We start from the raw sequence: 12,034 nt of genomic DNA, 5'->3' as shown, positions 1-12,034 counted from the left end.
TTCAGCACTCCGGTGCTTTCGATGTGCAAATGTTTGTGTTTGCTTTTATTTATGATAGACTACTTGCATAGAGAAGTGCGGCGTGCCCGTCATTTCACGGAGAGGAGGGAGCGGGTTGTTCGCTGAGCAAAGGCATCAAGCGATTATTCAAAAAATAAACCGCGAAAAGTCGATCAAGGCGTCGGATCTGATGGAGCTGTTCGGTGTGTCGTTCGAAACGGTCCGTCGCGACCTGGAGCATTTGGAGAAGGCGGGTTACTTGAAGCGCGTCCACGGCGGCGCGATCCTGAAGGAGTGGGATTACCGCGAAGAGATTCCGATGACGGTCCGGGAAAAGGTCCATTTGGACGGAAAAAACGAGCTGTCCGAAATTGCCGCGCGGTATGTGACGGAGGGGCAGTCCATCGCCCTTGACGTAAGCACGACCAATACGCAATTTGTCAAAGCGCTGAAGAATAAAATCGAACGGTTGACGGTCATTACGAATTCGCTGCCGATCGCAAACGAGCTGGTCCATATGCCGGGATATACGATCATTTTGATCGGGGGCGTGATCCGCAACGAAGAGCAGGGCATGATCGGGGATTTGGCCGAGGAGTTCGCTTCCCGGTTCCATGCCGATTTGTTTTTTATGAGCATGAGCGGCGTCACGTTGACCGAAGGCGTCACAGACTATGGTCTCGGCGAAGTGCAGATGAAGAAAATCATGCTGAGGAACGCCAAACGGACGATTGCGCTCGCCGACAGCAGCAAGTTTGAGGCGGTTTCGCTGATCAAAGTGTGCGGCTGCGCGGAGATTGAACGGTTCGTGACCGACTCGAACATCGATCCGGCTATCGTGGACAAATATAAAAAGCACGGCGTCGAGATCGTCTATCAATAGCGGGAACCATCCCGCCGGTTACAAAAGTATGTCTGGAGTCCCGGAGCTTGTCCGGGACTTTTTGTTTTTGATGTGGCAAGTCTTAGTTTGTGCAGAGAATTATAAATTGTTGTAAATGTGTGTATATGTGTGTTATTATGTTGGAAAAGTTGAATATCTCGGGAGGTGCTTGAAAATTGTACTTTCATTGTTGCTTGTGATTGGTTCGGGCATGACGCATGCGGTGTGGAATTTGTTCGCCAAGCAAAGCGAGGACAAAAGCGCGTTTCTGTGGGCGATTTTCATGCCTACGACGATCGCACTCATTCCGTACCTGGTTCTTGAGCTTGTCCAGACGGGGATTCCGGCCGAAGCCTACATGTTCATCGTCGCATCCTTGCTGGCGCAAAGCGCTTACGCTCTGCTGCTGTCCCACACCTATAAACTTGGAGATTTATCGCAGGTGTACCCGGTGATGCGGGGAACATCCACGCTGCTCATTCCCGCGACGGGAGTTCTCTTCTTGGGGGAATCGCTTCCGCTCTGGGGGTGGCTCGGGATCGGGTGTATGCTTCTGGGCTTTGCGGTCATGAGCGGGCGGAAGCGGGATACGGAACGCGCGCCTGCGGCCTGGAAGCCTATCCTGTTCGCGCTGTCGGTCGGACTCTGCATTACCTGCTATACGCTGATCGACAAGCAAAATTTGCAGTATTTGTCGCCGCTGTCGCTGCTCGCCGTCTCCAATATCGGATTCGTGCTCGGTCTGACCCCGGCCGTCCTGTCCTCCGGAAGATTGAAGCGGGCGGTTCGCGGGCAGGGGAAGATCGTGCTGCTCGGATCGCTTTTGTCTCCCGGCTCGTATTTGCTTTTTTTACTCGCGATGAGGCACGCTCAAGTGTCCTATATCGCGCCGCTGCGGGAAATCGGCATCGTCTTCGGCACGCTGCTGGGCCTGATCGTGCTCAAAGAACGGCAGGGGGCAAGAAGGCTCGCCGCATCGCTCATCGTCGTCGCAGGGATCGTCATGATCGCGGGTTCCGGGTAACGGATAACCTCATTTCGCTTTGAAGGGAAGCGCTGGATATGAAAACGAAAACCGTCTATGAAACGAAGGCCGAGCCGCAGCTGCCCGACTATATGAACGCCGAAATGGAACGTGTCATTAAGCGATGGGACGAGCTGCCGCAGGAAGAAGCGCTCCGGCTGCTCTTCGTCACCGACCTTCATCATTGGAAGGGCGGGAACCAGCTTCGCACGGCCCGGGCCATTCAGGAGCTGACGCGCCGGCTGCCGCTTAAGGGCAATCACGTCGACAATTCGATTCACGACATTTTGAATGCGTATACGAAACAAGATATCGAAGAGGCTCCGGCGCGGGCGAGGATCGGGTGACGGATTATCGGCTGCACGGGCGGTAAAATGAATAAGCCATTCGGATTAGCTTTCTGCGTCTGACCGGGGATGGACTCCCGGGGGTTGTCCATATTCCATTCGGAAGACCTACAGTTTTCGACAAAAGAACCTATTTTATCCTCCTTCCAAATTTAGTATTGTTTTAGCTGAGTTACGAAACTGGAAGGAGGAACGGTCGTGCAGGAACGCAGAAAATGGATTGACGTAGCCAGGGGGTTAAGCATCATCCTGGTCGTATTGGGGCATTCGGGGAATGAAGTGATCGACGATTATCTCGGTTGGTTCCGTATGCCGTTGTTTTTTCTGGTCAGCGGGCTTTTGTTCAAAAGCGTGATGCCGGACAAGTACATATCGTGGGCACTGAAACGTATTCGAGCGTTCATGATTCCTTATTTTGCTTACGGGATTTGCATTGCCGTGCTGGTCGCAGCCAAGCTGAGAGATCCGTTATCCGTTCCCCGCGATATTTGGAATCTCATTTACGGGGGAACGGTGTTAGGCGGGTGGTACGGCGTCTTCTGGTTTATCACCTGTTTGCTGCTTGTGCATCTTTTGATGGGTTTTCTTTCCCGATATCCGGTTAAAGTACAAGCGGCAGCGGTGCTTGCGTCCTATATCGCCGCTCATTTCGTCAGCATGACGCCTTTGGCCGAAGTGGACATCCCTTGGAACGCGGATGTGGCGCTTATGGCGATAGCGTTCTTTTTTCTGGGCTATACCTTTAAAGCCCGGTTGGCTGCCGGATTGGAGCGGGGGATCTGGTTTATTCCGGCGTTGTTGATTGCGGCAGCTACCATTGTTCTCAATAAAGAACAAATCTTGATTTTCCGAATGGATATGAAGATGAAGGTTTATACCCAGCCGGTGCTGGATCTTATTATTCCGCTGTCGTGCGTCCTCGTCGTGCTTCAATTGTGCTACTGGATTTCACGCTGGCCGGTGTCTTCCGTTCTGGCATTTTTGGGAACCGTGACCATCACGATCATGTACCTGCACATTCCGGTCAATATCGTGCTACAGTACGGCCTAGGCTTGGAGTACGGCTCGTTTGTCTTTACGCTGGCCGGCGTGCTGCTTCCGTTAGGAGCGGCTTGGATCATGTCCAAATCATCCTTGCTGACCATGCTTTTCCTGGGCCAGCAGGGCTTCGGGAGGAAGGAGAAGACTCAAGGCAAGCTGAAGGCGGCAGGTTGAACGAGCAAGGCCAGCCTCTAGGCTGGCCTTTAATCGTTCAACTTACTGGTACGTGTCGCCGCCCTCGCCGTTCCAGGTCATCTCGGTGAAGGCGGACGGCGAAACCGTGGTGATCGTGGCGGAGCCCGACGTTTTAAGCCCACCCGCAACGCCGGTCATTGTATAATCTGAATACAGCTTCGTCGAGCCGAAGTTCGTATGAATCATCGCGCCGCCGAGATTCGAAGCGGTCACGGCTTTGAGCTCAAGATTGCTGCCGTACGATGCGCCGTCGGAGGCGGTTATTTTATTGGCGCGGAAAGCTTGGCCGGTCCCGGCGTTGTTTTTCACCGTCGTGCCGATCACCTGCACGTTGTTCGCGCGGATGAACAAGCCGTTGTTTCCTACGGTGGACTCCGGCACGGTGTTCTTGAAATCGACCGTGCTTCCGATCACCTTGATGTGGTGCGTGCCTTCCTTGAAGTCGAATCCGTCGTTCTTGGTCAGAATGGCCTTGCAGTTCAGGAACGTAATGTACCCGCTCCGGTCCGCATCCGGCTTCGTCTGCCAGTTCTGATCGGCATCCCCAACGTAATACCCTTCCCCAAATTTCCCGCTTTGCCCGGTTGACTCTGCCGTGCAGTCTTCGAGCAGCCAGTACTGGCTGTTTTTGCGGATTTTGAACGCTTCGCCCAGCGTATGCTTCACCGTCACTTTCGTCAGATAGCCGTGAGAGGCTTCGATTAGGATGCCTTTGTTCGATTTGGCATTCGAGTTAATCGTGACGTTTTCCAGTTTGTAATAATTGTTTTTGATATGAAAAGCCGCATTGCCCGCAGTTTCGGTAAAATTGAAGACGGCGCCGCTGCCCGTTCCCCGGATCGTAATATATTTGCCCGCGCTCCCGTTGACCGACGTCGCAATCGTGCCGTCCGATACGGCATACGTGCCAGAGACTTCAAGGATATCTCCGGGCTGGGCGCCGGCCAAGTAGCTGCGCAGAGCGGCTACGTCGCCGGGAGGCACGGTTTTGGTCGCAGCCCATGCGGTGTGCGCGGGCGCTCCGAAAGCGAGAATGGCAAAGCATACGAAAAATGCTAATGCGAGTGCTGCGTAGGTTTTGGCGAACATCAGAACACGTCCTTTCGAATGAATAGCTTACAGGCTGTGAAGCTTTGTCAAAGTTCCGCACCGATCGGCCGGTTATACTGCGGACTTTCTCACTGTCACCCCTTTCCCGAATCGAGCTGCCAAAGACGACATCTCGGAAGCGTTTTCGCTAAACGCCGCCGATTTTCGGGTCGAATCCGCCGTTCGGACCGCTTGGAAAAAACAGGTCGTCTTTCCTATAGCTTAACGGATTTGCGCGCCTGCCGAAATGGCGGAAACTCAACTACAATTGACGGATATTGCTTTGTTCATCATTTTCGTTCGAACATAAAATACACTATTCCTAATGGAATACTTGTGATATATTGATTTTTAACCAAGTTCGCCAAGAGCTGGAAGGAGGAGGGAGCGCTCGTGAATATTGAGAATCTTGAGGCGTTCGTCTATGTCATTCATTTCAACAGCTTTAACAAAGCGGCCGACGCGTTATTCTTATCCCAACCGTCCATTACCGCCAGAATCCAGTCGTTGGAGCGCGAATTGGACGTCAAGCTTTTTGATCGGGAGGGCAGACATTTCTCGCTGACGGACAAGGGCAAGCAGTTTTTGCCCTACGCCCAGCAAGTGCTGCAGACCTACAAGAAAGGCAAGCAGCAGCTGCAGCAAATGAACGCCGCGCCTCACGAGCTTCGGATCGGCTGCACCGTGTCCGTAGCCAATTATATGATCCCGGAGCTGGTGCCCCTCTTTAAGCAAAAATACCCCGATCTCCAGCTAAAAGTAGTGACGGCTTCGAGCGAGTCGATCCTGGAGAAGCTGCTGAACAAGGAAGTGGACGTCGGGCTTGTGCGCAACATTACGCATCCGCATGTGGACTCCGTCCGGTTCTACGAGGACCCGATCCGTCTCTTCGTCTACCAGGGGCATCCGTTTGTGAGCCAAGACCGTATTGCGCTGGAGGATATCGGAAGCGAGCCGATCGTGTTTTTCGAATGCGGAGCCCTCGATTGGATGAAAATTCACCGGCTATTCGACACGCTTGACCACCCTCCGAATATCGAACTACAGCTCGACAACCTGGAGACAGCCAAGAAGCTGGTGCTGAAAGAAATGGGAATCAGCTTTCTGCCGGAGCTGTGCGTGCGCAAGGAAGTGAAGGAAGGGCTGCTGTGGCCGGTCGACATTCCATCGCTCGCGGGTATCACCCTGCGCACCAATCTCGTTTCGCTCAAAGGGGAAGGCTCGGTTCTCGGCAAAATGGTGCTGGAGCTCAGCCGGGAGATCGATTGGAAACGAAAGGCTTAAATCGAATTGTTCGATTTAAGAATAGAAATCCTCTATTACGTACCCCGTTGACGGACTACAGGGGCGGTGATAGACTTTTTTTAATCAAATAAAACCGACAAAACCTATTGGATTATATTTAATTCAATAGCCGGATTATAGGAGGGATGGACGATGGGGCTGAAGCTTAGCATCTTGGATCAAAGTCCGTTTGACGAGGGGAAAACGGCAGTCGACGCGTTCCGGCATACGGTGGCATTGGCGCGCAAAGCGGAGGAGCTCGGCTACCACCGGTTCTGGGTGTCCGAGCATCACGATTCGGCGGCCGTCGCCGGCTCTTCCCCGGAGGTGCTGATCGCGTATTTGCTGGCGCAGACGGAGCGGATTCGCATCGGCTCCGGCGGGGTCATGCTGCAGCACTACAGTCCGTACAAGGTGGCGGAAAATTTCAACGTGCTCGCCTCGCTGGCCCCGGGACGGGTGGACCTCGGCATCGGTCGGGCGCCGGGAGGACTTCCCCGCTCGACGAAGGCGCTCCAGCAGGAGACAGCCGGGCAAAGCAGACCGCTGGCGGATAAGCTGATCGAGCTGGAGCAGTTTTTGACCGATACGGTTCCCGGCGACCATCCGCTGCAGGGGCTTAAAGCGATACCGATTCCGGCCGAACCTGCGGATTTGTATCTGCTCGGAACGTCGCCGGCCAGTGCGGAGCTTGCGGCAAGCCGGGGCATTCCCTACGTCTTCGCGCAGTTTATTAACGGGGACGAGGCGGTTGTCCGGCAGTCGCTGGACACGTACCGGAACCGGTTTGCTCCCCGGAGATCCCTCCAGCCGGAGGTCATTCTCGCACTGTCGGTCATTGTCGCGGATACGGACGAGGAAGCGAAACGGCTTGCCGCCGACGCCAAGCTCGTGAAAATTCACCTGGAAAGCGGAAGGACGATCACCGTCAAAACCGTAGAGCATGCGGAAGAATTCGGACGGCAAAGCGAGGAAAAATACACGATTGAAGTTAAGGAGGCCGACGTTGTACACGGCTCCAAGGAAACCGTACACGCGAAGCTGCTGGACATTCAGCGGAAGTACGGCGTGGACGAACTCATTTTGATTCTCGCCCTGAAGGAATTCGAACAGCGGCTTCAGGCGCTGTCGGAGCTCCAGGAAGCATTCGCCGAAACGGTCGTATAAACGTGGAAAACGAGGGAGGAATCGCTATGGCAAACGGAAGAAAGCTGAAATTGGGCGCAATCATCCACGGCGTCGGAGGGAATATGGCGGCCTGGAGACACCCGGATATTCAGGCGGACGCCAGCGTCAGCTTCGAGTTCTATACGAAGCAAGTCCGCAAAGCCGAGGAAGGCAAGTTCGATCTGGTGTTTATCGCCGACGGCTTGTTCATTAACGAAAAGTCGATCCCGCACTTTCTGAACCGGTTCGAACCGATCACGATCTTATCCGCGCTCGGCGCGGTCACTTCGAGGATCGGGCTTGTCGGCACCTTGTCGACCTCCTACAGCGAACCGTTCACGGTTGCCAGACAGTTCGCTTCCCTCGATCATATCAGCGGGGGCCGGGCCGGATGGAATGTGGTCACCTCTCCGCTGGAAGGCTCCGCCCTCAATTACGGCAAAAAAGAGCATCCGTCGCACGATTTGCGCTACAAGATCGCCGAGGAATTTTTGGAGGTGACCCGCGGGCTGTGGGACTCCTGGGAGGACGACGCGTTCGTGCGGGATAAAGCTTCGGGCGTGTTCTTCGATCCGGACAAAATGCACCGGCTCGATCACAAGGGACAATTTTTCTCCGTACAGGGCCCGTTGAACATTGCCCGCTCCAGGCAAGGGCACCCGATCGTGTTCCAGGCCGGATCGTCGGACAGCGGCCGCACCTTGGCGGCCAAGACGGCTGACGCGGTATTCACCGGGCACGAGTCGATCGAGGACGCCAAGCGCTTTTACCAGGATGTGAAGACGCGGGCCGCCGCATACGGCCGCAGCGCCGACGATATCCTCATCTTCCCGGGCATCGGGCCGATCGTCGGGCGGACACAGGAGGAGGCCGAGCGCAAATACGAGGAGGTCGCGAACCTCATGACGATCGAGAACGCTCTGAACTATTTGGGCCGTTTCTTCGACCATTTCGACTTCTCACCGTTCCCGCTCGATGAACCTTTCCCCGATTTGGGCGATATCGGCAGCAACAGCTTCCGCAGCACGACGGACAAAATCAAGCAGACGGCCAAGGAGCAGCGATTGACGCTGCGGCAGGTGGCGCTCCAGACGGCGACGCCGAAAGGCCAGTTTATCGGGACGCCGGAGAAGGTGGCCGACCTCGTTCAGCAGTGGTTCGAGGAGAAGGCGGCCGACGGATTTATTATTCACTCGAGCGTGCCGGGAGGACTTGACGATTTCGTCGAGCTGGTCGTACCGATCCTGCAGGAGCGGGGAATATACCGCGAGGAGTACGAGTCCGACACGCTGCGCGGGAATTTGGGCCTCTCGAAACCGGAAAACCGATATGCGCTTGCCAGACGAACGCCGCAGGATTTTGTGAAAAGCTGCTGATCGGACTAAAGATCATGGCTTGCGATTTTACGCTCACGGATTGGAGGGGGTCCCAGTGAAACGGTCACGGTTATTACGGCCATGGATGCTTGCCGCAGCTTTGCTTCTGCTTACGGCAGGCTGCGGAGGCGAAACGGGCGTCAAGCCTTCGTCAGGAGGGCAGGCGGGGGAGACGCAGTCAGGCTCGTCAGGAGGCGAGCTGACCTACGGCCTCGCCACGTCGCCGTCGGGGCTGGACCCGAACGTCGTGCCGGGGGCCGTCGATTACCGGGTGATGCGGGCGTTGTACGACAGCTTGGTCGTGCAAATGCCCGATCAAACGATCAAGCCGTGGCTGGCGACGGAATGGACGGTCTCCCCGGACGGCAAAAGCTACACCTTCAAGCTGCGCAAGGACGTGAAGTTCCACGACGGCACGCCGTTCAATGCTGCGGCCGTCAAGTACAATTTGGACCGCATCGTCAATCCGGCGACCAAATCGCGGTTTGCGGTGACGCTGATCGGACCTTACGAATCGTCGGAAGTGATCGACGACTTTACGGTCAAAGTCAACTTAAAATCGCCGTACAGCGCCTTTCTGAGCAGCTTGAGCCAAGCGTTTCTCGGCATCGTGTCGCCGGCGGCAGCGGAGAAGCACAAGGACCAGCTGGGCAAGCATCCGGTCGGCACCGGCCCGTTTACCTTTGCCGGCTGGACGGAGAATGCCGCGATTCGGCTGGAGAAAAACCCCGACTACAAGTGGGGGCCGCCGATTGCCGAAAATGCCGGTCCGGCGCGCATCGACAAGCTGACCTTCAAAATCATTCCGGAGGAAGCGACCCGCATCGGCAGCGTGCAGAGCGGGCAGGTATCGGCCGTCGAGACGGTCCCGCCGCAAAACCTCGTGTCGCTCAAGGGCGATCCGAACGTCAATCTGCTGCAGGCCGAATCGACGGGCATTCCGTATACGCTCATGCTGAACCAGCAGCATCCCCCGTGGAACGAGCTGAAGGCGCGCAAGGCCGTGCAGCTCGCCATCGACTTCGAGGCGATTGTCAAGACGCTGTATCTGGGCGCATATCCGAGGGCATGGTCCCCCTTGTCGCCGTCCATGCTGGGCTATAACGCTTCGCTCGAACAGACCGTGAAGCCGGACATCGCCAAAGCGAACGCGCTGCTCGACGAACTGGGATGGGTGCGCGGAGCGGATGGCATCCGGGCCAAGGACGGCAAGCCGCTCACGCTTCATTACATCGACGGCTCGCCCAACCGGGAGAAGCGCAACGATATCGCCGCCATGATCCAGCAGCAGCTGAAGCAGATCGGCATTGCCGTCAACATCGAGCTGCTTCCGGACACGACCCATGCGGTCATGATCAAGGGCACGAACGACCTGGTCGGCGTCAGCAACGTGTCGGGGGACCCGGACATTTTGCGCAGCTTCTTCCATACGAACGCCATTCCGACGCCGGAAAAATGGGGCCACAACCATACCCGGCATTCCGATCCGCAGCTGGATCAATGGTTGGAGGAAGGGCTGAGGGAGCAGGACCCGGCGAAGCGCGCGGAAATTTATAAAAAGGTGCAGAGCTATGTCGTGGACAACGCCTACGGATTCCCGGTTTACGTATTCCCGTACACGGTGGCTGCGGCCAAATCGGTTCGCGGACTGAAATTCGATTCCCTCGGCTATCCGCTGTTCTATGACGTAACGGTGAAAAAATAAGACAGAAGGAGCCGTTGCTATGGCTGGAGTAATCGTTCAGCGTCTCTTAACGTCCGTTTCGGTCATCATCGGAGCTTTGGTCCTCGTCTTTTTCATCCTGTACCTGCTGCCGGGCGATCCGGTCTTGATCATGCTGGCCGGAGCGCCGGCCAGTCCGGAAACGGTGCAGAACCTGCGGCACCAGCTCGGGCTCGACCAGCCGGTATGGGTTCAACTGGGAACGTACCTGTGGGATATGCTTCGCGGAGATTTCGGCCGTTCGCTGGTCAGCGACGATCCGGTGCTGCCGAAAATTTGGGAGCAGTTCCCCGCTACCGCTCTCTTAACCCTGGTTAGCTCGTGTGTCGCCGTTGGGCTTGGCGTCGTGCTCGGCGTGCTCTCGGCGATCCATAAGGGCCGTGCGGTCGATCTGCTCGCCCGAATCGTCAGTCTGTTCGGCATCTCGATGCCGACGTTCTGGTCGGGTATTCTGCTTATTCTGATCTTTTCGGTGCAGCTTCAGTGGCTGCCCGCTATGGGCTCGGAAGGCGTCCGAACGCTGATTCTTCCCGCTCTGACGCTTGGGCTTGTCGGTGCCGGGTTTATCGTACGGATGGTGCGCAACAGCATGCTGGAGGTGCTGGGCGAGCCGTTTATCGTCACGCTGCGTTCCAAGGGACTGCCGGAAAAAGTCGTCATGTACCGGCACGCGCTGCGCAACGCGCTCATTCCGGCCATTACGATGGTCGGGATTCAGATCGGCGAATTGATGGCGGGGGCCGTTGTGATCGAAACCGTTTTTTCCCGGCAGGGCATCGGGCGTTTGCTGGCGGATGCCATCACGGCCAAAGATTTGCCCGTCGTTCAGGGCGTTGTCTTTTTTACCGCGATTGCGTATGTCGTCGTGAACCTGCTCGTGGATATTTCGTACTCGATTGTTGATCCGAGAGTAAGACGTTCGTCTTAAACCAAGTAATCCGGAAGGAAAAGAGGGTTAATCATGAAAAGCTTCGTTTCGGCCGCCAGCCCGGTTTTGTCCCGCAGGAGACCGCTCGTGTCCGCTCCGAGCCGTCCGAAGCTGTCATCGTCGCTATCCGGACCGTTCTTCTACGGGGCGATATTGGTGGTGCTCTTCATGGTGGCGTGCGCCGTCTCCCCGCAGTGGATCGCTTCTTATTCCCCGACGGACATGCGGGCGGACCGGATTTTGCAGCCGCCGGGAACGGCCCATCCGTTCGGCACCGATTATTTCGGGCGGGACGTTTTCAGCGTCGTCGTTTACGGGGCCCGAAGCTCGCTGCTGATCGGCGTCGCTTCCGTTCTGCTCGGCGGCTTGGCCGGCAGTCTGATCGGCGCGCTGTCGGGCTATATCGGCGGTGCGGTCGATACCGTGCTCATGCGGTTGATCGATATTTTGATGGCGATCCCGAGCCTGCTGCTTGCGCTTGCCATTGCCGCCGCCCTCGGCCCGAGTCTGTTCAACGTGGTGCTGGCCGTGAGCGTATCGGCCATTCCGAGATATGCACGCGTGCTGCGGGGCCAGGTGCTCAGCATCAAGGCGCGCCCTTATGTGGCGGCTTCCCGCTCGGTCGGCGCATCCCACGCGCATATCCTTTTGCGGCATGTGCTGCCGGGCTCGTGGTCTCCGATGCTTGTGATGGCGACGATTGGCGTCGGCTCTTCGATCTTGATCGGCGCCTCGCTCAGCTTTTTGGGGCTGGGCGTGCTGCGGGAAATTCCGGACTGGGGTACCTTGCTGTCGCAGGGGCGCGGTTACCTGACCGTCGCTTGGTGGATGGCGACGTTCCCCGGGCTGGCGATTACGTTGTTCGTGCTGGCTGTCAATCTGATCGGCGATCAGCTCCGCGATCGGCTGGACCCGAAGCGGAGCCTGTGAATAATAAGCGGAATCCGTACACCAATTTCCCACTACGTCAGGAGGAG

The 12,034-nt window shown here is 56.6% G+C and carries 11 protein-coding genes; 10 read left to right on the top strand and 1 reads right to left on the bottom strand.

The genetic code is table 11. The annotated features are described in order from the left end of the window. The first annotated feature begins 115 nt into the window (after positions 1 to 115). The 4 genes from KQX66_RS22010 (at position 116) to KQX66_RS21995 (ending at position 3,469) form a co-directional block, all read left to right on the top strand. Positions 116 to 883: a DeoR/GlpR family DNA-binding transcription regulator gene (locus KQX66_RS22010; RefSeq protein WP_216794957.1), complete on the top strand. Its 768-nt coding sequence runs from the start codon at positions 116 to 118 to the stop codon at positions 881 to 883. Between the two features lie 169 nt (positions 884 to 1,052). Continuing rightward, a complete protein-coding gene (locus KQX66_RS22005) occupies positions 1,053 to 1,907 on the top strand; it encodes a DMT family transporter (RefSeq protein ID WP_253957346.1) in 855 nt (284 codons plus the stop codon). Positions 1,908 to 1,945: 38 nt separating this feature from the next. After that, positions 1,946 to 2,254 carry a hypothetical protein gene (locus KQX66_RS22000; protein WP_216794956.1) on the top strand — a complete coding sequence of 103 codons (309 nt, stop codon included), beginning with the start codon at positions 1,946 to 1,948 and terminating at the stop codon, positions 2,252 to 2,254. Positions 2,255 to 2,452: 198 nt separating this feature from the next. Next, a complete protein-coding gene (locus KQX66_RS21995) occupies positions 2,453 to 3,469 on the top strand; it encodes an acyltransferase family protein (protein ID WP_216794955.1) in 1,017 nt (338 codons plus the stop codon). A gap of 42 nt (positions 3,470 to 3,511) precedes the next feature. Here KQX66_RS21995 and KQX66_RS21990 read toward each other — a convergent pair whose 3' ends face one another. Continuing rightward, complete coding sequence (locus KQX66_RS21990) at positions 3,512 to 4,579, bottom strand: hypothetical protein (protein WP_216794954.1); 1,068 nt, start codon at positions 4,577 to 4,579, stop codon at positions 3,512 to 3,514. Between the two features lie 393 nt (positions 4,580 to 4,972). Here KQX66_RS21990 and KQX66_RS21985 point away from each other — a divergent pair, with 393 nt between their 5' ends. From KQX66_RS21985 to KQX66_RS21960, 6 genes are all read left to right on the top strand, one after another. Continuing rightward, positions 4,973 to 5,863, top strand: a complete 891-nt coding sequence (locus KQX66_RS21985) for a LysR substrate-binding domain-containing protein (RefSeq protein WP_216794953.1) — start codon at positions 4,973 to 4,975, stop codon at positions 5,861 to 5,863. A 153-nt stretch (positions 5,864 to 6,016) separates the two neighbouring features. Next, positions 6,017 to 7,030: an LLM class flavin-dependent oxidoreductase gene (locus KQX66_RS21980; protein ID WP_216794952.1), complete on the top strand. Its 1,014-nt coding sequence runs from the start codon at positions 6,017 to 6,019 to the stop codon at positions 7,028 to 7,030. A gap of 26 nt (positions 7,031 to 7,056) precedes the next feature. Continuing rightward, the gene (locus tag KQX66_RS21975) at positions 7,057 to 8,406 is read left to right on the top strand and encodes an LLM class flavin-dependent oxidoreductase (protein ID WP_216794951.1); all 1,350 of its coding nucleotides are present in this window, start codon (positions 7,057 to 7,059) and stop codon (positions 8,404 to 8,406) included. 85 nt (positions 8,407 to 8,491) lie between these two features. After that, positions 8,492 to 10,111 carry an ABC transporter substrate-binding protein gene (locus KQX66_RS21970; RefSeq protein WP_216795031.1) on the top strand — a complete coding sequence of 540 codons (1,620 nt, stop codon included), beginning with the start codon at positions 8,492 to 8,494 and terminating at the stop codon, positions 10,109 to 10,111. 19 nt (positions 10,112 to 10,130) lie between these two features. Next, positions 10,131 to 11,057, top strand: coding sequence for an ABC transporter permease (locus KQX66_RS21965; protein WP_216794950.1), 927 nt, complete (start codon positions 10,131 to 10,133; stop codon positions 11,055 to 11,057). 33 nt (positions 11,058 to 11,090) lie between these two features. Further along, positions 11,091 to 11,987 (top strand): ABC transporter permease, encoded by an 897-nt coding sequence (locus KQX66_RS21960; RefSeq protein ID WP_216794949.1) that lies wholly within the window; start codon positions 11,091 to 11,093, stop codon positions 11,985 to 11,987. The last annotated feature ends 47 nt before the right edge of the window (positions 11,988 to 12,034 follow it).

The organism is Paenibacillus oleatilyticus (assembly GCF_018998565.1).
GTDB classification, from domain to species: domain Bacteria; phylum Bacillota; class Bacilli; order Paenibacillales; family NBRC-103111; genus Paenibacillus_G; species Paenibacillus_G oleatilyticus.
Note: the sequence above shows the minus strand (reverse complement) of the source record. Positions and strands in the feature narration are given on the sequence as shown.

Coding starts and splice junctions, on each gene's coding strand:
- KQX66_RS21960 (WP_216794949.1), top strand. CDS start 11,091: ATGAAAAGCTTCGTTTCGGCCGCCAGCCCGGTTTTGTCCCGCAGGAGA.
- KQX66_RS21965 (WP_216794950.1), top strand. CDS start 10,131: ATGGCTGGAGTAATCGTTCAGCGTCTCTTAACGTCCGTTTCGGTCATC.
- KQX66_RS21980 (WP_216794952.1), top strand. CDS start 6,017: ATGGGGCTGAAGCTTAGCATCTTGGATCAAAGTCCGTTTGACGAGGGG.
- KQX66_RS21970 (WP_216795031.1), top strand. CDS start 8,492: ATGCTTGCCGCAGCTTTGCTTCTGCTTACGGCAGGCTGCGGAGGCGAA.
- KQX66_RS21975 (WP_216794951.1), top strand. CDS start 7,057: ATGGCAAACGGAAGAAAGCTGAAATTGGGCGCAATCATCCACGGCGTC.
- KQX66_RS22000 (WP_216794956.1), top strand. CDS start 1,946: ATGAAAACGAAAACCGTCTATGAAACGAAGGCCGAGCCGCAGCTGCCC.
- KQX66_RS21990 (WP_216794954.1), bottom strand. CDS start 4,579: ATGTTCGCCAAAACCTACGCAGCACTCGCATTAGCATTTTTCGTATGC.